This window comes from Rhodoplanes sp. SY1 (assembly GCF_046000175.1).
In the GTDB taxonomy this organism is placed as follows: domain Bacteria; phylum Pseudomonadota; class Alphaproteobacteria; order Rhizobiales; family Xanthobacteraceae; genus Rhodoplanes.
Window position 1 is genome coordinate 1 of sequence record NZ_JBEOMB010000043.1, and the last position, 21,034, is coordinate 21,034.

At 70.0% G+C, this 21,034-nt stretch carries 19 protein-coding genes; 14 read left to right on the forward strand and 5 right to left on the reverse strand.

Going from position 1 to position 21,034, the window contains the following annotated elements; translation table 11 throughout:
• Positions 1–108 precede the first annotated feature (108 nt).
• Positions 109–882 (forward strand): SDR family NAD(P)-dependent oxidoreductase, encoded by a 774-nt coding sequence (locus ABTU92_RS12155; RefSeq protein ID WP_408090917.1) that lies wholly within the window; start codon positions 109–111, stop codon positions 880–882.
• Positions 883–1,014: 132 nt separating this feature from the next.
• Here ABTU92_RS12155 and ABTU92_RS12160 read toward each other — a convergent pair whose 3' ends face one another.
• The 3 genes from ABTU92_RS12160 to maiA all read right to left on the reverse strand — a co-directional run bounded on the left by ABTU92_RS12160 (position 1,015) and on the right by maiA (position 3,911).
• Positions 1,015–1,974, reverse strand: coding sequence for a C-terminal binding protein (locus tag ABTU92_RS12160; RefSeq protein WP_408090919.1), 960 nt, complete (start codon positions 1,972–1,974; stop codon positions 1,015–1,017).
• Positions 1,975–2,035: 61 nt separating this feature from the next.
• Entirely contained in the window at positions 2,036–3,019 is a 984-nt protein-coding gene (locus ABTU92_RS12165; protein ID WP_408090921.1) for a 2-hydroxyacid dehydrogenase, read from the reverse strand.
• Positions 3,020–3,254: 235 nt separating this feature from the next.
• Complete coding sequence (gene maiA, locus ABTU92_RS12170) at positions 3,255–3,911, reverse strand: maleylacetoacetate isomerase (protein ID WP_408090923.1); 657 nt, start codon at positions 3,909–3,911, stop codon at positions 3,255–3,257.
• 243 nt (positions 3,912–4,154) lie between these two features.
• Here maiA and ABTU92_RS12175 point away from each other — a divergent pair, with 243 nt between their 5' ends.
• From ABTU92_RS12175 to ABTU92_RS12190, 4 genes are all read left to right on the forward strand, one after another.
• A complete protein-coding gene (locus ABTU92_RS12175) occupies positions 4,155–5,147 on the forward strand; it encodes an NAD(P)-dependent oxidoreductase (protein WP_408090925.1) in 993 nt (330 codons plus the stop codon).
• Between the two features lie 314 nt (positions 5,148–5,461).
• Positions 5,462–7,348, forward strand: coding sequence for a CocE/NonD family hydrolase (locus ABTU92_RS12180; RefSeq protein WP_408090927.1), 1,887 nt, complete (start codon positions 5,462–5,464; stop codon positions 7,346–7,348).
• A gap of 282 nt (positions 7,349–7,630) precedes the next feature.
• Positions 7,631–8,068 carry an FKBP-type peptidyl-prolyl cis-trans isomerase gene (locus ABTU92_RS12185; protein ID WP_408090929.1) on the forward strand — a complete coding sequence of 146 codons (438 nt, stop codon included), beginning with the start codon at positions 7,631–7,633 and terminating at the stop codon, positions 8,066–8,068.
• Positions 8,069–8,325: 257 nt separating this feature from the next.
• Positions 8,326–9,390, forward strand: a complete 1,065-nt coding sequence (locus ABTU92_RS12190) for an amidohydrolase family protein (RefSeq protein WP_408090931.1) — start codon at positions 8,326–8,328, stop codon at positions 9,388–9,390.
• A 296-nt stretch (positions 9,391–9,686) separates the two neighbouring features.
• Here the strand turns inward: ABTU92_RS12190 and ABTU92_RS12195 are convergent, their stop codons facing one another.
• A complete protein-coding gene (locus tag ABTU92_RS12195) occupies positions 9,687–10,919 on the reverse strand; it encodes an FAD-dependent monooxygenase (protein ID WP_408090933.1) in 1,233 nt (410 codons plus the stop codon).
• 53 nt (positions 10,920–10,972) lie between these two features.
• Here ABTU92_RS12195 and ABTU92_RS12200 point away from each other — a divergent pair, with 53 nt between their 5' ends.
• The 5 genes from ABTU92_RS12200 to ABTU92_RS12220 all read left to right on the forward strand — a co-directional run bounded on the left by ABTU92_RS12200 (position 10,973) and on the right by ABTU92_RS12220 (position 15,018).
• Entirely contained in the window at positions 10,973–11,425 is a 453-nt protein-coding gene (locus tag ABTU92_RS12200) for a hypothetical protein (RefSeq protein ID WP_408090935.1), read from the forward strand.
• 269 nt (positions 11,426–11,694) lie between these two features.
• Positions 11,695–12,567, forward strand: coding sequence for a branched-chain amino acid ABC transporter permease (locus tag ABTU92_RS12205; protein ID WP_408090937.1), 873 nt, complete (start codon positions 11,695–11,697; stop codon positions 12,565–12,567).
• Between the two features lie 36 nt (positions 12,568–12,603).
• Positions 12,604–13,563, forward strand: coding sequence for a branched-chain amino acid ABC transporter permease (locus ABTU92_RS12210; RefSeq protein ID WP_408090939.1), 960 nt, complete (start codon positions 12,604–12,606; stop codon positions 13,561–13,563).
• Positions 13,560–14,297 carry an ABC transporter ATP-binding protein gene (locus ABTU92_RS12215; protein ID WP_408090941.1) on the forward strand — a complete coding sequence of 246 codons (738 nt, stop codon included), beginning with the start codon at positions 13,560–13,562 and terminating at the stop codon, positions 14,295–14,297. The genes ABTU92_RS12210 and ABTU92_RS12215 overlap by 4 nt, the downstream gene beginning before the upstream one ends.
• Positions 14,287–15,018 carry an ABC transporter ATP-binding protein gene (locus ABTU92_RS12220; RefSeq protein WP_408090943.1) on the forward strand — a complete coding sequence of 244 codons (732 nt, stop codon included), beginning with the start codon at positions 14,287–14,289 and terminating at the stop codon, positions 15,016–15,018. Before ABTU92_RS12215 ends, ABTU92_RS12220 begins: the two co-directional genes overlap by 11 nt.
• Before the next feature lie 142 nt (positions 15,019–15,160).
• On the opposite strand, the gene ABTU92_RS12225 is transcribed toward ABTU92_RS12220, so the two are convergent.
• A complete protein-coding gene (locus ABTU92_RS12225) occupies positions 15,161–16,504 on the reverse strand; it encodes an Nramp family divalent metal transporter (protein WP_408090945.1) in 1,344 nt (447 codons plus the stop codon).
• Positions 16,505–16,826: 322 nt separating this feature from the next.
• On the opposite strand from ABTU92_RS12225, the gene mntR reads away from it, so the two are divergent.
• The 4 genes from mntR to ABTU92_RS12245 all read left to right on the forward strand — a co-directional run bounded on the left by mntR (position 16,827) and on the right by ABTU92_RS12245 (position 20,972).
• Positions 16,827–17,282, forward strand: a complete 456-nt coding sequence (mntR, locus tag ABTU92_RS12230) for a manganese-binding transcriptional regulator MntR (protein WP_408091005.1) — start codon at positions 16,827–16,829, stop codon at positions 17,280–17,282.
• A gap of 379 nt (positions 17,283–17,661) precedes the next feature.
• Entirely contained in the window at positions 17,662–18,681 is a 1,020-nt protein-coding gene (locus ABTU92_RS12235) for a Bug family tripartite tricarboxylate transporter substrate binding protein (protein WP_408090947.1), read from the forward strand.
• Positions 18,682–18,934: 253 nt separating this feature from the next.
• Positions 18,935–19,381, forward strand: coding sequence for a tripartite tricarboxylate transporter TctB family protein (locus ABTU92_RS12240; protein WP_408090949.1), 447 nt, complete (start codon positions 18,935–18,937; stop codon positions 19,379–19,381).
• A 61-nt stretch (positions 19,382–19,442) separates the two neighbouring features.
• Positions 19,443–20,972: a tripartite tricarboxylate transporter permease gene (locus ABTU92_RS12245; RefSeq protein WP_408090951.1), complete on the forward strand. Its 1,530-nt coding sequence runs from the start codon at positions 19,443–19,445 to the stop codon at positions 20,970–20,972.
• Positions 20,973–21,034: the final 62 nt, after the last annotated feature.

Genomic DNA, 21,034 nt, shown 5'->3' on the forward strand with positions numbered 1-21,034 from the left:
CCGTATCCACGAGACGCCCCCTCACCCGGCATTCGCGCCGGGGCCGCGAATGCCGACCTCTCCCCGCGCGGCGGGGAGAGGTGAGACAGGCTCCGGGCAGGACATTCCATGACTCAGATCGAACTCGCCTCCTCCCCCTCGTTCCGTGTCGACGGCAAGCGGGCGCTGGTCACAGGCGGCGGGCGCGGCATCGGGCTCGCCGCCGCCTCGGTGCTGGCCGAGGCCGGCGCGCAGGTGACGCTCGCGGCGCGCAGCGGAGCCGAGATCGAGGCCGCCGCCGCGGCGATCCGGGCGCGCGGCCATGCGGCCGAGGCGCTCGTGCTCGACGTGACGGATCTCGACGCCGTCGAAGCGACGCTTGCGGCGCGTCCGCCGTTCGAGATCCTGATCAACAATGCCGGCATGAACCGCCCGGCCCTGCTCCCGGACGTCACGATCGCCGACTTCGACGCGATCTTCGGCCTCAACGTGCGGGCCGCCTTCTTCATGGCGCGCGCCGTCGGCCTGCGGTTGATGGCGGAAAAGCGCCCCGGCTCCATCGTCAACATCTCGTCGCAGATGGGCCATGTCGGCGCGGCGCGCCGCACCGTCTACTGCGCCTCGAAGCACGCCATGGAGGGCTTCACCAAGGCGATGGCGATCGAGCTCGCGCCCCACAACGTGCGGGTCAACTCGATCGGCCCGACGTTCCTGGAGACGCCGATGACCAAGCCGTTCTTCGAGAACAAGGCGTTCCGCGACGAGGTGACCGCCAAAATCAAGCTCGGCCGCATCGGCCGGCTCGACGAGGTGACGGGCGCGATCCTCTATCTCGCCTCCGACGCCTCGTCGCTGATGACCGGCGCCGCCCTGGTGCTCGACGGCGGCTGGACGGCGGATTGAGCGGCATCCCGACGCCGTCATGCCCGCGCTCGTCGCGGGCATCCACGTCTTACACGGCGACAGGGTCGAAAGACGTGGATGGCCGGGACGAGCCCGGCCATGACGACGTGACAGGGTTTCGCCGCGCGGAGCCTACATCTTCACTGGATACACGGGCTTCTCGCCCGACAGCACGCGGGCGACGTCGCTCGCGCACTTCGTCTCCAGCTCGAGCAGCGCCTCGACCGAGTAGAAGCCGGTGTGCGGCGTCAGCACCACGTTGGGCCGGCCGATCAGGGCCGAGTCCTTCGGCAGCGGCTCGACCGTCACGACATCGAGGCCGGCGGCCGCGACCTTGCCGGAGTCGAGGGCGCGGACCAACGCCGCCTCGTCGATCAGCGGCCCGCGCGCCGTGTTCACGATCATCACGCCCGGCTTCATCTTGGCGAAGGCCTCGTCGTTCACGAGGCCACGGGTCGACGGCAGCAGCGGCGCATGCACCGAGATCAGATCCGAGCGGGCGTAGAGGTCGTCGAGCGACACGCTCTCGACGCCGGCCTTGTCGAACACGTCCTGCGGCAGATACGGGTCCGACGCGATCACCTTGAACCCGAACGCCTGCGCTTTCGGCGCGAGATTGCGCGGGATGCCGCCGAAACCGATCAGGCCGAGCGTCATCGTGTTGAAGCGGCGCAGCGGCACCACGACCGGCATCTTCCACTCGCCGCCGTGGACCGAGCGGTCGGCCAGCGGGATCTTTCGCGCGATGGCGAGCAGCAGGGCCATCGCGTGGTCGGAGACCTCGTGCAGGCAATAGTCCGGCACATAGGTGACGACGATGCCGAGCTCCTTGGCGGCCGGGATATCGATGTTGTCGACGCCGAGGCCGAAGCGGCCGATCACCTTGAGCTTCTTGCACTCGCGCAGGAGCTCGCCCGGCAGCTTGGCGTAGGTGACGAGAATGCCGTCGGCGTCGCGCGCCTCGGCGAGGATGTCCTCGGCCGACGGGCTCTTCGCCTGGACCACCAGGGGGTCGAGCCGGGCGAGCGCCTCCTTGGCGGGATCCAGCGAGGGGAACGGGCTGTCGGTGACGACGATCTTGAACTTGCTCATGGGTCGCTCCGGTGGAGGTCGCTCCGATGGATCGCTCGGGCGTGGCGGCGGGCGGACCCGATCAGGTCGTCGGCCCGGCGAAATCGAACAGGTTCGGCGGGGTCGCGCCGGTTGCGAGCGCGACGGCGTTCTCCGCGACGATGCGGGCCATGGCGGCGCGCAGGTCCGCGACCGCGCTGCCGAGATGCGGGGTCAGCACGACGTTGCCCATCGCGAGCAGTTCGGCCGGCACGTGCGGCTCGTGCTCGAACACGTCGAGCCCGGCGCCCGCGATGGTTCCGTTCTGCAGCGCCGCGACGAGGGCCGGCTCGTCGACGATCGGACCGCGCGACGTGTTGACGAAATAGGCGGTCGGCTTCATCAGCGCGAACTCGCGCGCGCCGATCGAGTGATAGGTGTCGTCGCGCAGCGGCGAATGCACCGAGACGATGTCGGACTCTTTCAGGAGATCGTCGATCGAGGCGTAGGTGAGGCCCCACTCGCGCTCCTCGGCCTCCGGCTTGCGGCGCGGCGTGGAATAGAGAACGCGCATGTCGAAGCCGTTGCAGCGCTTCGCCACCAGCCGGCCGATGCGGCCGCCGCCGCCGATCAGGCCGATGGTCTTGCCGGTGACGCCGAGGCCGGCCAGATAGTTCGACTGCCCGCCCGGATAGATCCCGGCGCGCACCAGCCGGTCGCCCTCCAGCACGCGCCGCGCGCAGGCGAGGATCAGCGCCATCGCCATGTCGGCCGTCGCCTCGCTCACCATCGGCGGGATGTTGGTGAGCGGGATGCCGCGGCGCTCCATCGCCTTGATGTCGATGAGCTGCGGATGGATGCCCATCCAGGCGATGCCCTTGAGGTTCGGGTTCGCCGCGATCACGTCGGCGTCGACCGTGTCGTGCATCAGGCAGACCAGCACGTCGGCGCGCTTGACGCCCTCGATCATCGTCGCCTTGGCGATGGGCGCCGTCGCGTCGGGGTGAACCTCGACGTCGGCGACCGTGCGCATCATGTCGACGGCATCTTGCGCGATCGGTTGGGTGACGAAAATCCTGGGGCGCATGCGGGCATCCGTGGCGGCAGGACGAGGATCGCGGCGCGATCCGGAGGGACGATCGTGAACGCGCGGCCGAGGAGCGGATCGGCCGCGATGTTCCGGGATCGGGCCACGAGTCTAGACAGCCGAGTCCGGCGGCAGAAGCCACGTTCCGGCATACGCTCCCCGTCGGAAACGCAACGCCGGCCGAACGTCCGGTCCGGGCGATCGGTCGGTTCGCATGAAAAGACGCATGTTGGACCTAGACCGTCGCCGGCGCGCCCGGCTGCTTCAGCGGGTGTGCAGATGCGAAGGCGTCGATCGCACTGCACGCTTCGGCGATCCGCCGCACCGTCGGATAGGGCGCGGTGTCGACGCCGAAGAAGCCGGCCCCGGCGACCTGGCTGACCAGGCAGATGTCGGCCAGCGACACCGTGTCGCCGTGGCAGAATCGGCCCGTCTCGGGCTCCGTCGAGAGACGCCGCTCCAGCGCGGCGAGCGCGGTGGCGATCCAGTGCCGGCACCAGGCGGCGCGCGCCGGCTCCGCCACGCCGAGCGTGTGCTCGAGATACTCGCGCACCCGCGGCACCATCAGCGGATGCGAATCCGCCGCGACCATCAGGGCGAGGCTGCGGACCCGGGCCCGCCCGCGCGGATCGGCGGGCAGCAACGGCGGCTCGGGCCGCGTCTCGTCGAGATACTCGATGATCGCGAGCGACTGGACGAGCGGCGGCCCTTCGCCGTCCACCAGGGTCGGCAGCGCATGCATGGGATTCACGGCATCATAGGCCTCGCCGTGCTGGTCGCCCGTCGTCAGGTCGACGATCACGATCTCGTCCGGCACCACGCCCTTGAGGGCCAGCGCGATCCGCACCCGATAGGTCGCGAGCGACCGCCAGAAGGAATAGAGTCTCGTCACGGGGGCTCTCCCTGAAGCAGGCGTCGCGGCGATGCCGGTCCGGGCGGCACGGATCGGGCGCCCCGGCTTTTTTATACAGAGTATCGACAGCTGCCCGGCGCCCTGTGCGCCGGGCAGGATAGGCGATCGTCGCACGCATGGACAGGTCCCTTGAAACGCGCCGTCCCGACCGGCTAGCGTCACGGGAAGACAAAACGAGATCCGGCGACGACGCTGTCGACGCCCGGCACGGGGGAGAGAACCATGGCGGCGCGGTCCAAGGCCACGCGATCGAAGGGCACGCGATCGAAGGGCGCACGATCCAAGGGCGCGGTCGGCATCATCGGGCTCGGCATCATGGGCGGGGCGTTCGCGAAGAATCTCGTCCAGGCGGGCTTTCGCGTGACCGGCTACGATATCGATCCGGCGCGCCGACGGGCGATGGCGCGAGCCGGCGTGACGATCGCCCCCGACATCGCCGCCGCCGCGGCCGCGGCGCCCTTCCTGATCACCAGCCTGCCGAGCGCCAAGGCGCTGCGCGCCGTGGTCGATCAGGTCGCCGCGGCGAAGCTCGAGCCGAAGATCATCGCGGAGGCGTCGACCTTCACGCTGGAGGACAAGATTGCCGCCGAGGCGGCGCTGAAGAAGGCCGGCCACACGCTGCTCGACACGCCGATGAGCGGCACCGGCGCACAGGCCGCGGTCAAGGATCTGGTCGTGCTCGCCTCCGGCGAGAGCAAGGCGATCAAGGCGATGCGGCCCGTGCTGGAGGGCTTTTCGCGCGTCGTCTACGACCTCGGCGTGTTCGGCAACGGCAGCCGCATGAAGTACATCGCCAACCTCTTGGTGGCGGTCCACAACGTCGCCAGCGCCGAGGCGATGGTGCTCGGCATGAAGGCCGGCCTCGACCCGAAGCAGGTGGTCGAGGTGATCAGCGCCGGCGCCGGCACGTCGCGCATGTTCGAGATGCGTGCGCCCTTGATGGTGGCCGACAGATACGAGCCGCCCACGATGAAGATCGAGGTGTGGCGCAAGGACATGGACGTGATCGGCGCGTTCGCCGAGGATCTCGGCGTGCCGACACCGACCTTCAGCGCCACCGGCCCCGTCTACGCCGCCGCCCGCTCGATGGGCCTCGGCCTGCAGGACACCGGCGCGGTGTGCACGGTCCTGGAGCGCATGGCCGGCGTGACGCGCCGCAAGGGCGCGGCGAAGGGACCGCGGAAGACGGGCGGAGGATCACGGCGCAAGCCGTGACGAGCGCGCCTGCCACTTGCGAAGGCGCTCGATCCGTCGCTCGTCCCCGCGCACACGGGGACCCAGGGGCGACACGGCGCGAGGCCCTGGATCCCCGCTTGCAACGGGATGAGCGGAGCGAACGGCGAGGGTCGACCCGAGCCGAGATCACGGCCTCATGGTTCGAGACGCGATCCTTCGGATCGCTCCTCACCATGAGGGGAGAAACGGAGAAGAGACACTCTCAAGATCGAGACGACCTCGCAATCGAGACGCCCGTCGACGGACCTCGTCTCAGAAAGCGTCCGCGACCAGACAAATCAGGGAGAGACGCCATGGACACGACGACCGGCACATCCGCGACCGGAACACCCGCGACGGGCGCGACGATCGTTCCGCGCTCCGAGACGCGCGACGGGATGCGGATCGACTGGAACGTGCCGATCACCATGGACGACGGCGTGGTGCTGCGCGCCGACATCTTCGGCCCGACGACGCCGGGCCGCTACCCGGTGATCATGAGCTACGGGCCGTATGCGAAGGGCCTCGCCTTCCAGGAGGGCTATCCGAGCGCCTGGAACCGGATGGCCGAGAAGCATCCGGACGTCACGGCCGGCTCGTCGAACCTCTATCAAAGCTGGGAGGTCGTCGACCCGGAGAAGTGGGTGCCGCACGACTATGTGTGCGTGCGCGTCGATTCGCGCGGCTGCGGCTGCTCGGAGGGCGTCGTCGATCCGTGGTCGCCGCGCGAGGCGAAGGACTTCCACGACTGCATCGAATGGGCCGCGGCGCAACCGTGGTCGAACGGCAAGATCGGCCTTTCCGGCATCTCCTACTACGCCACCAACCAGTGGCAGGTCGCCGGCCTGCAGCCGCCGCATCTCGCCGCCATCTGCACCTGGGAGGGCTTCGCCGACTTCTACCGCGACCTCTGCTATCACGGCGGCATCCTCTGCACCTTCGCCAAGAACTGGTACGACATGCAGGTGAAGACCGTGCAGTACGGGCTCGGTCCGCGCGGCGCGAGGAGCCGCGTCACCGGCGAGCCGGTGTGCGGCGTCGCGCAGCTGAGCGACGCCGAGCTCGCCCGCAACCGCCGCGACTTCGGCGGCGACATCGCCGACCATCCACTCGACGACGACTGGCACAAGGCCCGCTCCGCCGCCTGGGACAAGGTGACGGTGCCGCTGCTCTCGGCCGCCAACTGGGGCGGCCAGCCGCTGCATCCGCGCGGCAATTTCGAGGGCTTCATGCGCGCGGCGTCCGAGAACAAGTGGCTCGAGGTGCACGGCATCGAGCACTGGACGCATTTCTACACCGACTACGGCCGCGAGCTTCAACTGAAGTTCTTCGATCACTTCCTGCACGGCAAGAACAACGGCTGGCGCGAGCAGCCGCGCGTCTTCCTGCAGGTGCGGCACGTCGACAGGTTCGTGCCGCGCGGCGAATCCGAATGGCCGCTCGCCCGCACGCGGTGGACGAAGCTGCATCTCGATCCCGCCGCCCTGACGCTCGGCCGCGAGCCCGCCGGTCGTGAATCGAAGGTGAGCTTCGACGCGCTCGGCGACGGCGTCACGTTCCTGTCCGCGCCGTTCCCGCAGGAGGCCGAGATCACCGGGCCGATGGCGGCGCGGCTGTCCGTCTCCTCGTCCACGACGGACGCCGACCTGTTCCTGGTCGTGCGCGTGTTCTCGCCGGACATGAAGGAGGTCACGTTCCAGGGCGCCATCGATCCGCACGCGCCGGTGGCGCAGGGCTGGCTGCGCGCCTCGCACCGCAAGCTCGACCGAAAGCTCTCCACGCCGTGGCGCCCCTATCACACCCACGACGAGGAGCAGCCGCTGTCGCCCGGCGAGGCCGTGACCCTCGACATCGAGATCTGGCCGACCTCGATCGTGGTGCCGGCCGGTCATCGGCTCGCCCTCACGGTGCGCGGCAAGGACTACGTGTATCCGGGCGGCAGCGGCGGCAGGCTGTCCAACTTCAAGAACGAGCTCACCGGCTGCGGGCCGTTCCTGCACGACGACCCGGACGACCGCCCGGCCGACGTGTTCGGCGGCACGACGACGCTGCACATCGGCGGCGGCAAGGAGGCGTGGGTGCTGGTGCCGTTCATCCCGTCGGCGACCGGAGACACCACGACGGCCGAGCCCGCCGTGTCCGGCGTCGCGAGCCCGGTCGCGGGCGTCCGCCCCCGCGACGCCGGCGTGAAGCCGCGCTGACACATACAGCCGCGGCGACGCTGGCCCTCTCCCCGCCGTGCGGGGAGAGGGTGGCTCGCCGTCCTGCGGCGAGACGGGTGAGGGGGCCTCTCCCGGAAGACGAGACTCGCGGCGACGCCCCCTCACCCGGACGTCGCGCGCGAGCGCGCAACGTCCGACCTCTCCCCGCCAGCGGGGAGAGGTGTCAGGTGCTCGCTCCTCCCGCCGCCTCCATTCCCACTCACGCGCTTCCGGTGTAGCGTGCGCGCGCACGCCGCACCGTCGCGGCGGGGAGGTTTGGTCATGTCGCGTATCCGCATCGGTCTCGTCCTCGGGACCGGTCTTCTGCTCGCCGCCTGCGCCAGCGGCTTCGACAGCCCGTCGCCCGAGACCACCGCCGCACCGGCCGGCGCGCCCGCGGCCGGGCTCGAGATCCAGGACCTGAAAGTCGGCACCGGCGCCGAGGCGCGGGCCGGCCGGCGCGTGCGGGTGAACTACACCGGCAAGCTGACCAACGGGACGACCTTCGACACCTCGGTCGGACGTGCGCCCTTCACGTTCGCGCTCGGATCCGGCCAGGTGATCAAGGGCTGGGACCAGGGCGTCGCCGGCATGAAGGTCGGCGGCAAGCGCAAGCTCGTCATTCCGCCCGAGCTCGGCTACGGCCCGGAGGGGGCGCCGCCGAAGATCCCGCCGAACGCCACGCTCGTCTTCGAGGTCGATCTCTTGGGCGTCGAGTAGACGGCGACGCGCCCGCGGTCCCGCGCCGACCGCGATACGCCGATTGTGGCGCGTGACATTGCCTTCTATACAGAGTGCGGGCCGTCGCGCCGCCTGACCTGCCGCAACGGCGGGGGCGCGGCGCGAGACGGCTCCGGCAGGCGGTTCGGCGAGCCCGGTCCTCACGGGTCATCCTCCGCATCGGGCAGCTTCCGCCCCGCCCTGTCTGGTTTCGATCCCACCCGAGACGCAGCCAGCACGGAAGAAGGAAACGCCGCATGGCGAAAGACTGGAACCGCTACGGTCCCACCGCCGCGCGCCCGCAGGGCCGGCCCGGCCGCGAGGTTCGGCCGCAGAGCATCACGATCGACATCCACTCGCACGTGGCGGTGCCGCGCGCCATGGAGCTCGCCAGGCCGCATCTCGACTGGTCGACCATCCCGCTCGCGCATTTTTCGACGCCCGAGACCAAGGCGCTCAACCAGAAGCAGGACGCCGAGCGCGCCCCCCAGATGACCGGCGTGACCGAGCGGCTCGTCGATCTCGACGCGATGGGGCTCGACCTCCAGGTGATCATGTGCCCGCCGCCGCAATGCTACTACACAGTGCCGCTCGACATCGCCGTGCCGGCGTCCCGGATGGTCAACGAGGGGCTCTCCGAATACGCGGCCAGGAACCCGGATCGTTATCTGGTGTTCGGCACCGTACCGCTGTCCGACGGCGAGGAGGCCGCGAAGGAGCTCGAGCATTGCATGGGCAAGCTCGGGCACAAGGGCGTGCAGATCCTCACCAACGTCGCGGGCAAGGAACTGTCCGACCCCGCCTTCGCGCCGTTCTGGAAGAAGGCGGAGGAGCTCGGCGCCGTGGTGCTGCTGCATCCCAACGGCTTCACCGAGGGCGATCGCCTCACCCGCTTCTACTTCAACAACGTCATCGGCAACCCGCTCGAGACGACGATGGCGCTGCACTACCTGATCTTCGACGGCGTGCTCGAGCGGCACCCGAACCTGAAGATCGTCGCCGTGCACGGCGGCGGGTACCTCGCCGCCTATTCGGGCCGCATCGACCACGCCTGGGGCGCACGCGCCGACACCCACGGCACGCTGCCCAACCCGCCGACCAGCTATCTGAAGAAGATCTATGTCGACTCGGTCGTCTTCACACCGCATCAGCTGCGCGCGCTGGTCGAGGTGTTCGGGCCGGACCACGTGATCCTCGGCACCGACTACCCTTACGACATGGCCGAGTACGAGCCGGTCGAGCACATCGTCTCGGCCGGCCTCGACGAGGCGACGGTGGCGAAGATCTGCGGCGGCACGTCGAAGCGGCTGCTGGGGATCTGATCAGGTTGGCGTGGCGGATGCCACCTCACGGACACCGGTTCATCCACTCCCTGAGGGCTGGCTCGGGCCAGATCTCACGACGCAGGGGTCGGGCGCACCGGGCCGGAGGTGCTGGCATCCACTGACGATACGGCGATTGCGGCTGGGCTCCCTCTCCCCGGCGGGGAGAGGGCCGGGGTGAGGGGGTGCCGACGCTGATTGCTCTTATCGAGAGGGCGGCGCCCTCGCACCCGGACTTCGCACCTTCGGTGCGAACCCCGACCTCTCCCCACTGGGGAGAGGTGAAAGGCAACTCCTCACGCTTCGTGCAAGAAGTCCAGCACGGCGGTCTCTTCCATCACGGCGCGCGGAATTCCGTGGCGGCGCGAGCGAGCCTGCTCCTCGGCCGACTGGCTCGCCTGCAGATAGGCGCCGAGATGGCGGGCACGCTCGACGATGCGGCGGTTGACCGGCAGCCGCTCCGCCTCGAAGGCGCGGATCGCCGCCGGCACGTCGTCGGCCTCGGCCACCGCGTCGACCAGGGCGGCCGCGTCGTCGGCCGCCTTGGCGACGCCCGCCGCGACATGCGGCCGCGCCACGCAGGCCGCGTCGCCGACGATCGCGATCCGGCCGAAGGCGAGCCGCTTCGCCTCGAGATCGTAGATCGGCTGCAGGATCGGCTCCTCCATCAGCGCCGCGAGGTCGGCGAGCTGCGGCGCGAGCAGGCGGCGGGCGTCGGCCATCAGGTCGGCGATGGCGGCGCGGCGGATCAGCGGCGGCGGGATCGAGATCGCATGCGTCGTGCCGGTCTCGTCGGTGAGCAGATCGCGCAACCTCCCCGTCTCGTCGGCAGGGCGGTACCAGACGATGTTGTAGCGGCGGTGACCGACGCGCAGATCGTCGTCCGGTCCGGCCACTGGATACCCCAGAAACTGCTCGCCCGGCGGCAGGCAGAACGTCATCCTCTCGAACAGCGCGGCGTGGGCGGCCGGGGCGAAATCGCCCTCGGCGATCAGGCTGCGCCAGGCGACGTAGCCGGCATATTGCGGACCGACCGAAGCGTCGCAGGCGTGTCGCACCGTGGACCGAATGCCGTCGGCGCCGACCAGCAGATCGGCCTGCGCGCTGCCGCCATCGGCGAAGCGCGCCACGACGCCGCCGTCCGACTGCTCGATCCCGACGAGGCCGCGCCCGCCGTGGTAATGCGCGGCCGGGAAGGCGTCGCGCAGGAGCCGCCACAGCCGCTCCCAGGCGGTCAGCGTCTGCCGGCATTCCATGCGGTCGGAGACGGTGCCGTCGTGCTCCAGGATCTGGCGGGTCGTGATCTCGACCCCGAGCGACCTCGTGTCGAGCCCGAGCGCCCGCAAGCGCGCGATGAGATCGCCCTGCGCGACGATGCCGGCGCCGCGGCCCGACAGCGCGGTGGCGACCCGTTCGTAGACGTCGACGTCCCAGCCGCGCCGGCCCAGCAACAGGCCGACGAGCAGCCCGCTCATCGAGCCGCCGATCACGATCGCGCGTCGCGCCCGTCCGTTCGCTGGTCCGCCCACTTTCTCCTCCCGGCATCGTTGTTATATCGTGTGCATCATCCGGAGGACCCCCGATGAATGCAATGACCATGCTGGACAAGACCGCCGCCGCCGTCGACACCTCCGCCTGGCCGGCGGCGATCCGCCAGGAGTTCGAGCGCGAGGCGAAGGCGCCGAACGGCTGCGTCGGCCACACGCTCGTGTCGGAGACCGACAAGGTGCGGGTGTGGATGATCCGCCTCGCGCCCGGCGAGCGCATCGGCTTCCATCGCCACGTTCTCGACTATTTCTGGACCGCCGTGACGGCGAGCCGCGGCCGCCAGCATCTGATGGACGGCACCACGGTGGAGTACACCTACCAGCCGGGCGAGACGCGGCACGAGACCTACGGGCCGGGCGAGTTCAAGGTGCACGACCTCGAGAACATCGGCGACGGCGAGATGGTGTTCCTGACCGTCGAGACGCTGCAGAGCAGCAATCCGCCGCTGCCCATCCCGGCGAGCGCACGGCAGCAGGCGGCAGCATAGCCACGCGAGGTCGGCTGCCCACCTCTGCCCACTCTGCATGAAAAGTCTCTAGCCAAGCGGCACGCCGTCCTGCACACTGACGGCCAACTGAACGAGCTCCGGCGCACGAACGCCGGAGCCGGAGAGGAACCGTCGGGGAGAGAAGCGCCCGGTGCCGTCGCGGCGCCGCGTGATTCGTTTCGTCTCGACATCGCATCGTCGCCACGGTCACGGCGCCCGCGCGCCGTGCGCCGTTTCACGTCGCCGCGCCGGAGCCGTCGGACCCCGCAATGCTCGAGCTCGACCTGGTGCTCAACGCCCTGATCGCCGGCCTGCTGCTCGGTGGCTTCTATGCCGCCGTGACGGTCGGCATCTCGATCTCGTTCGGCATTCTCGACATCGTCAACATCGCCCATCCGGCCTTCATCATTCTCGGCTCCTATGTCGCCTACATGGCCAACACGGCCTTCGGCCTCGATCCGATCGTCGTCGGGGTGCTGGCGCTGCCGCTGTTCTATGCGCTCGGCGCCGCGATCTATCAGGTCTATTTCCTCTCCTTCGAGAAGCGCGGCCAGGACTCGCTGCGCGGCCTCGCGTTCTTCTTCGGGCTCCTGTTCATCACCGAGGTGGCGCTCATCCTCGGCTTCGGGGTCGACTACCGCTACGTCAACGCCGCCTATGTCGACCGCTCGCTCGACCTCGGCCTCGTCCAGATCCCGTTGCGCATGCTGGTCCCCTGCCTCGTCTCGCTGTTGATGCTCGCCGTGCTGCAGCTCCTGTTGACCCGCACCTTCATCGGCCGCGCCGTGATGGCGGTGGCACAGGATCAGCTCGCCCTGCAGCTGATGGGCGCCGATCCGACCCGGATCCGCCGCGTCGCCTTCGCGGTGTCGATCGCCACCTGCGCGCTCGCGGGCGCCTTTCTGATCGTCATCCAGCCGATCGAGCCGTCGATCGGGCGCGAGTATATCGGGCGGGTGTTCGCCATCTGCGTGCTCGGCGGGCTCGGCAGCCTGCCCGGCACGCTGATCGGCGCCATGCTGCTCGGCGTCGTCGAGAGCCTGACCGCGACCTTCTACGGGCCGTCCTGGGCCCCGGCGGTCGCCTTCGGGCTCCTCCTGATCACCCTCGCCGTGCGTCCCGCCGGCCTGTTCGGACGGTGAGCATGGCGTTCCACGTTTCACGCTGCGGTTCCTGCCTTGCGTAACTCCGTCTTCGTCCTGATCAGCATCGCGGTCGCGGCGGCGCTCTACGGCGTCGCCCTCGCCTTGCGCAGCGACTATCTGATGTTCGCCGGCTACACGGTGCTGCAGTTCGTCGTGCTCGCCACCGCCTGGAACATTCTCGGCGGCTACACGGGCTACGTGAACTTCGGCTCGGCCGCGTTCTTCGCGGTCGGCGCCTACACGTCGGTGTTCTTCCACAAGGCGTTGCCGCTGCCGGTGCCGGTACTGATCGTCGTCGCCGCGGTGCTGTGCGGGCTGCTCGGCCTCGCCATGGGCTGGCTGACGCTGCGGCTGCGCGGCGCCTTCTTCTCGATCGCGACGCTCGCGCTCGCGGTCGTGCTGCAGACCGTCGTGGTCAACTGGCATTATGTGGGCGGCTCGCGCGGCGCCTACATCATCAAGCCGGCGGCCGGGCCGATCCCGGGGCTGAGCTACATCGACTATCTGGTGCTGGTGATGCTGGCGCTCGCCGTGCTGGCGATCGCCACGGCACGGGCGATCGAGCGGTCACGCCTCGGCCTCGGCTTCGCCGCGATCCGCGACGACGAGCTGGCCGCGGAGGCGAACGGCGTGCCGACGCTGCGCCTCAAGCTGATCGCCACCACCATCTCGGGCGCCTTCATGGGCATGGCCGGCGCGCCGTTTCCTTATTACATCGGCTATGTCGAGCCCGCCTCGGCCTTCGGATTGCCCTACGCCGTCAACGCCATCGCCATGCCGATGATCGGCGGCACGACGACCTGGGTGGGACCGCTGATCGGCGCCGTGCTGCTCGGCTCGCTGCAGCAGATCGCCACCGTGACGATCTCCTCGGCCGTCAACCTGCTGATCGTCGGCCTTCTGCTGGTCGGCTTCGTGATCGTCGCGCCGAACGGCATCGTCGGGCTGTGGCGGCGCGTCTTCGGCCGCGACCGCAAGGGGGCCGCGCCATGACGACGCCGCTGCTCCAGGTCGACGGCGTCGGCAAGCGGTTCGGCGGCTTCATCGCGCTCGACGGTGTCGATCTGACGATCCCGGCAGGCGAGCGGGTCGGCCTGATCGGCCCGAACGGCTCCGGCAAGAGCACGCTGGTGAACTGCCTGTCCGGCACGCTGGTGCACGAGACCGGCACGGTCTGCTTCGAGGGCCGCGATCTCGCCGGCCTCGGCCCGCATCAGCGCACGCGACGCGGGATCGCCCGCTCGTTCCAGCTCCCGCGCCCGTTCGCGAGCCTCACCATCGCCGAGAACATCAGGGTGCCGCTGGTCTGGGCCGCCGAGAGCCGCCGCGGGCGGCGACTCTCCGAGCCCGAGATCGCCGACCGTATCGCCGAGGTGCTGGGTCAGATGGGACTCGCCGATCGTGCCCGCCACATGCCGCGCGATCTCACCCAGGTCGACATGCGCAAGCTCGAGCTCGCCCGTGCGCTCGCCGCCGAGCCGCGCCTGCTGATCGCCGACGAGGCGATGGCGGGTCTGTCGAACTCCGAGGTGGACGAGATCGTCGCGCTGCTGATCCGGCTGAACGAGGCCGGCATCACGGTGGTGCTGATCGAGCACATCATGCGCGCCGTGATGCAGTTCTCGCAGCGCCTGGTCGTGCTGGTGTCGGGCAGGAAGATCGCCGACGGCGCGCCCGCCGAGGTGGTGCGCCATCCCGAGGTCGAGAGGGCGTATCTTGGCCAGTAGCATCAGGATCGAGGGGATCGACGCCGGCTACGGCGCCGTGCGGGTGCTGGAGGACGTCTCGCTCGACGTGAACCCCGGCGAGACCGTGGTGCTGCTCGGCACCAACGGCAACGGCAAGAGCACCGTGATCAAGTGCATCATGGGCCTGCTGCGGCCGACCAAGGGGCGGATCAGCGTGACGATCGACGGCGTCACGCACGATCTCGGCGGGATGTCGACGGTCGAGATCGTCGATCTCGGCATCGCGCTGGTGCCGGAGGGGCGGCGGCTGTTCCCTCGCCTTTCGGTCGAGGAGAACCTGCTGCTCGGCGCCTTCCGGCCTACGGCGCGCAGCGCCATGAAGGACAATCTCGCCTTCTGCTACGAGGCGTTTCCGCGGCTCGCCGAGCGCCGCCGCCAGCTCGCCGGCTCGATGTCGGGCGGCGAGCAGCAGATGCTGGCGCTCGGCCGCGCCCTCATGCTGGCGCCGAAGCTCCTGCTGGTCGACGAGCCCTCGGTGGGGCTCGCGCCCGTGCTGGTCGCCCGCACCATCGACAAGATCCAGGAGCTGAAGGAGCGCTGGGGCCTCACCGTGCTGATGGCCGAGCAGAACTTCACCCAGGCGCTGCGCATCGCCGACCGCGGCTACGTCATCGTCCACGGCCACATCGCCTTCGAGGGCCGCTCGGCCGCCGAGCTCGCCGACAACGAGCTGATCAGGAAGTTCTATCTGGGGATGTAATCCGCTCTCCTCGTCATGGCCGGGCTCGTCCCGGCCATCCACGGGGTCCGACAGTCACCAAGACGTGGATGCCCGCGACGAGCGCGGGCATGACGAAGTCCGGGAGAGCCTTTGCCTGCCGCTGACGCGGCCGAGCGCGACCTCACCCCGCCGACCAGCCGTCCAGGAGCCCGAAGGTCTGGGCGAGCAGCACCACGTTGAGGATCGACACCACGACGGCGCCCAGTACGGCGACGGCCTGGAGGAGCGGGCCGTTGGCGTAGCCGCCCATGATCGACTTGCGGCCCGTGAACCAGACGAGCGCGATCATCGGCACCGGCAGCGCGAGGCTGAGCACCACCTGGCTCATCACCAGCGCATTGGTGGCGTCGACGCCGAGCCACACCACCACGAAGGCCGGGATCATGGTGACGAGGCGGCGCACCAGGAGCGGGATGTTGAAGCCGACGAAGCCCTGCATGATGAGCTGGCCCGCCATGGTGCCGACCACCGACGACGAGACGCCCGAGGCGATCAGCGAGACCAGGAACACGGCGGCGGCGCCGGCCCCCAGCAGCGGGGTGAGCGTCTTGTAAGCCGTCTCGATCTCGCCGACGTCGCTGTAACCGAGATGGAAGGCGGCCGAGGCCATCATCACCATGGCCATGTTGACGAGCCCGGCGATGGCGAGCGCGATCACCACCTCGCGGTTCGACCAGCGCAACAAGGCGCGGCGCTCGCGCTCGTCGCGGGCCGGAGCGCGGGCCTGGGTCAGGCCGGAATGCAGGTAGATGGCGTGCGGCATCACGGTGGCGCCGATGATGCCGACCGCGATGGTCAGCGCCTCGGCGGACGGGATGCTCGGCGTCACCAGGCCGGCGAGCGCGCCCGTCCACGAGATCGGCGCGATGAAGACCTCGACCAGATAACAGAGCCCGATGATCGCCACCATGGCGCCGATGATCAGCTCCATGGCGCGGAAGCCGCCGCGCTCGAACAGCAGGATCCCGTAGGTGATCACCGCCGTGATCGCCATGCCGGCGAGGAGCGGGATGCCGAAGAGGAGCGAGAAGCCGATGGCGCCGCCGAGGAACTCGGCCAGGTCGGTCGCCATGGCGGCGATCTCCCCCGTCACCCACATGCCCCACACCACCGGTTTCGGCAGGTGGTCGCGGGAGATCTCGGCGAGGTTCCGGTTGGTGACGATGCCGAGCTTGGCCGAGAGGCCCTGGAACACCATCGCGACCAGGTTGGCGAGCAGCACCACCCACAGCAGCGTGTAGCCGTACTTGGCGCCGGCCTGGATGTTGGTGGCGAAGTTGCCCGGGTCCATGTACGCGATCGACGAGATCACGGCCGGCCCGGCGAACAAAAGGAACGTGAAGCGACCGTGCCGCCGCCCGGCCAGCGCGTCGCGGATCGCCTCGGTGGTGCGGTCCGAGCCCTGCTCGACCGTCCTGCCCCCCGCCTTCCGCTGGGTGTCGATTGCGTGACTATCGGTCGCCATGCCGGGCCGCGTCTTCATCGCGGTACTATAGCTGTTGCTATAAATCGGGTGTGTTGCTATTTCGTCAAGGGTCCCATCCCGTCGACGAGGGCGCGGATGGTTGGAATCGCCGCGCGTCCGGGCGGCCGGCCCCGGATGGCCCGGCCGGACGACATCGAGACGACATCGAGACGACGGCGCGATGACCACGAGACGACGCCCCTCCCCGGAACGGCCGACCGGCCCGACGACGGCGCCACGGCCGGCGGGCCGGGGAACGGCGTCCGGCGCACGGACGACGGAGAAAAAGCCGACGGAGAAACGACCGACGGGGACGCGCCCCATCGGCACGCGCCCGGCGGCGTCCGCACCACCGGACGCCGCCGCCGAGGGTTTTCGCCAGGCCCGCGACGCCCGCCGCGCCGAGCTGGCCGAGGACTATGTCGAGCTGATCGCCGAGCTGATCGGCACCGGCGGCGAGGCCCGCCAGGTCGACATCGCGGCGCGTCTCGGTGTCGCCCAGCCGACCGTCGCCAAGATGCTGAAGCGGCTCGCCGAGGAGGGCCTCGTCCAGCAGCGCCCCTATCGCGGCGTGTTCCTCACCGCGGCCGGTGAGGCGATGGCGGCGCGCGCCCGCACCCGCCACCACGTCGTCGAGACCTTCCTGTGCGCGCTCGGCGTCAGCCCCGCGGCGGCGCGGCGCGACAGCGAGGGCATCGAGCACCACGTCTCCGACGAGACGCTCGCCGCCATGGCCCGCTTCACCGCACGGGCCGCCAAGGTGCGCGGCAAGGGGTGAGCCCCTCTCGCGGTTTCTGCGCGCAAGTGCAATGACGCGCCTCGAGCTCGGCTCGTCCCCGCGAAGGCGGGACCCACGGCCGCAGGCGGTGCGGCTCTGGATGCCCGCCTGCGCGGGCATGAGCGGAGCATGCCGCGTCGCCGGTGAAAGTCGTCGGGTGAATTCCGCCAAGTCGTCCACGGGCCATGCACTTCGCATGCAAACCATGCGATGTCGCCGCTGCGCGTGTTGACCGCGCGGCCGTGGCCGCTACCATGACGGGACGATCGCCGCGACGCCGCCTCGATGCTGCACCGCGACGACCGGACGGCACCAAGCCGGGCTCGACACCGAGCCGGAGATGAAAACGGCGATCAACGCCGGTTCAGGGAGGAACGTCATGAGCGACACCGGTCACATCGACCGGCGGGGCGTGATGCTCGGCGCCGCCGCTTCTGCCACTGCAATGGGCCTCGGCGCGGGGCTGGGCTCGGGTCTCGGCCCGGCGCTGGCCGACACCTATCCCACCCGCGCCGTCACGGTGATCAACCCGTTCCCACCCGGCGGCGCCGCCGACGTGGTGGCACGGCCGTTCGCCGCCGTGGTCGAGACCGTCACCAAGCAGCCGATGGTGATCGAGACCAAGGCGGGCGCGGCCGGCGCGGTCGGCGCCCAGTTCGCCGCCGCCGCGAAGCCGGACGGCTACACGCTCTTGATGCACATCGTCTCGATCTCCGGCTTCGCCGAGGTCGACCGGCTGTTCGGCCGCAAGCCGAAATTCACCCGCGACGACTTCGTGCCCGTCGCCAGGCTGATCGCCGACCCTTGCGTGCTCGTCGTCAACGATCAGCAGCCCTACAAGACCCTGCAGGAGTTCATGGCCGACGCGAAGGCGCGGCCGAACGCGCTGATCTTCTCGTCGTCGGGGCTCTACGGCGCGCTGCATCTGCCGATGGCGCTGTTCCTCAAGGCCGCCGGCCTGCAGGTGCGCCATCTGCCGACCGCCGGGGGCGGTCCCGCCGTCACGGCGCTGATCGGCAACAATGCGCAGGCGCTGGTGTCGTCGATCGCCGCGGCGAGCGGCCAGATGAAGGCCGGCAAGGTGCGCCCGCTCGCGTGCTTCGGCGCGACGCGCGCGGCCTCGCTGCCCGACGTGCCGACCATGAAGGAGCTCGGCTTCGACATCGAGTATTACCTCTGGGTCGGGCTGTTCGCGCCGAAGGGCACGCCCGAGCCGGTGGTGACGCGGTTGCGCGAGATCACCCGCGAGGCGGTCGCCACCGACGCCTTCAAGCAGGCGATGAAGAACATCGGCCAGGACGTCGCCTATCAGGACCAGCCGGAGTTCAAGGCGTTCTGGGACGCCGACGCGCGCCGCATCGAGGACGCGGTGCGCACCATCGGCAAGGTGGAGGGATGAGCGCACCTGGACTGATGACCGCCCGGTCGCCATGGCCGATCGACCGGCACGACGCCGGCGCTCCTTCTCCCCGCGTGCGGGGAGAAGGGTGGGATGAGGGGGCGCTTCTCCGATGCAGAGGGTCTCGGACTCGCGGCGACGCCCCCTCACCCGACAGTCGCGCCGTCGGCGCGACCGTCGACCTCTCCCCGCGCGCGGGGAGAGGTGAAGCAAGCGTCGCGCCCAGGCGCATCTTCATCCACGGAGCACCGCGATGAAACTCCGCCGCGACACCGTCGCCGGCGCCGCGTTCGTCGCGCTCGCCCTGCTCCTGTGGTGGCTCAGCGACGACCTGCCGGTCGGCTCGCTCGCCATGCCGGGCGCCGGCATGATGCCGATGATCGCCATCGGCCTCGTGGCGCTGTTCGGTGCCGTGCTGCTGGTCCGCGGCGCGAGCACGCCTCCGATCACGGCGGCGCACTGGAGCGACGCCGACCACGCGGTGCGCGTGATCGTCTTCGCCGCACTCGCCACCGCGCTCTACACCCGGCTCGGCGTCCTGATCACGATGTCGCTCCTGCTGTTCGGTCTCGTGGCGCTGGTCGAGCGGCGCGGCATCCTTCGGGCGGCCGTGTTCGCGGTCGGAGTCACGGTGACGCTGTGGGCGGTGTTCGGCATGCTCCTGAAGTCTCCGCTCCCCACTGGCTCGATCTGGAGCTGAGACCCGACGCGACACGAGACACACAGCAAGACGCCACTCCGGCGCCGGCACGGGACTTCACGTGGACGCAACCTTCGACAGCCTGCTGATCGGCTTCTCGGTCGCCCTGCAGCCGGACGTGCTGCTCTACGCCTTTCTCGGCTGCCTGGTCGGCACGCTGGTCGGCATGCTGCCCGGCATCGGGCCGCTCGCCGGCATCTCGATCCTGCTGCCGGTGACGTTCGGGCTCGACGCCACCAAGGCGATCGTGATGCTGGCCGGCATCTATTACGGCTCGCAATACGGCGGCTCGACCACCTCGATCCTGATGCGCATCCCGGGCGAGGCCGCCTCGGTGATGACCTGCATCGACGGCTACGCGATGACGCAGCGCGGACGCGGCGGCGCGGCGCTGTGCATCGCCGCGGTCGGCTCGTTCGTGGCCGGCACGTTCGGCGTGATCATGCTGACGCTGGTCGCGCCGCCGCTCGGCGCCTTCGCGCTGCGCTTCGGCCCGCCCGAGTACACGGTGCTCCTCGTGCTCGGCCTCGTCTTCCTCGCCTACATGTCGGCGACCTCGCTGGTGCGCACGCTCTTGATGGCGAGCGTCGGGCTGATGCTCGGCATGGTCGGCATCGACGTGATGACCGGGCATTTCCGCTGGGCCTTCGACATCCCGGAGCTCGGCGACGGCATCGGCATCGTGCCCGTGGCGGTCGGCCTGTTCGGGCTCGGCGAGATTCTCTCGACCCCGAGCCGCAACGTCACCACGGCCGTGGTGGCACCGAAGCTCGCCGAGCTGATGCCGACCCGCGCCGAATGGCGCGAGGCGGCGGCGCCGATCGGCCGGGGCAGCGTGCTCGGCTTCCTGGTCGGGATCATTCCGGGCTCCGCCCACATCATCTCGAGCTTCCTCTCCTACGCGCTGGAGCGGCGGCTCTCGAAGACCCCGGAGCAGTTCGGCAAAGGCGCCGTCGCCGGCGTCGCCGGGCCGGAGTCGGCCAACAACGCCGCCTCGACGGGCGCCTTCGTGCCGATGCTGGCGCTCGGCCTGCCGACCGGCCCGGTGACGGCCGTGCTGATGGCGGCGCTGCTGATCCACGGCGTGCCGCCGGGGCCGCAGCTCGTCAGCGAGCACCCGAACGTGTTCTGGGGCTTCGTCGCCTCGATGTATGTCGGCAACCTGATGCTGCTCGCCCTCAACCTGCCGCTGGTCGGCCTGTTCGTCAGCGTTCTGCGCATCCCCTACGCCTATCTCTATCCGCTGATCGTGATGTTCTGCATCGTCGGCGTCTACGAGGTGAACCACTCGGTCGTCGACGTGTGGATCATGCTGGCGATGGGCGTGCTCGGCTACGTGCTGCGCAAGTTCGACTTCGACCCGGCGCCGCTGGTGCTCGGCCTCGTCATCGCGCCGATCCTGGAGATGAGCCTGCGCCAGTCGCTGGTCATGTCGAACGGGCACTGGAGCATCTTCGTCGAGCGGCCGATCGCCGCCGTGCTCCTGGCGCTCGTCGCCGGCCTGCTCGTTCTGTCGGCGGCCTCGCTGTTGCGCCGACGGCGCGACTGGCGTGCCCGCCTCGCCGCCGAGGAGGCCGGCGACACCGCCTGACGCGGCGTCCGGCCTTGCCGCCGCAGCATGACGGGCGCGGAACGAAGCACCGGCTCGCGCGT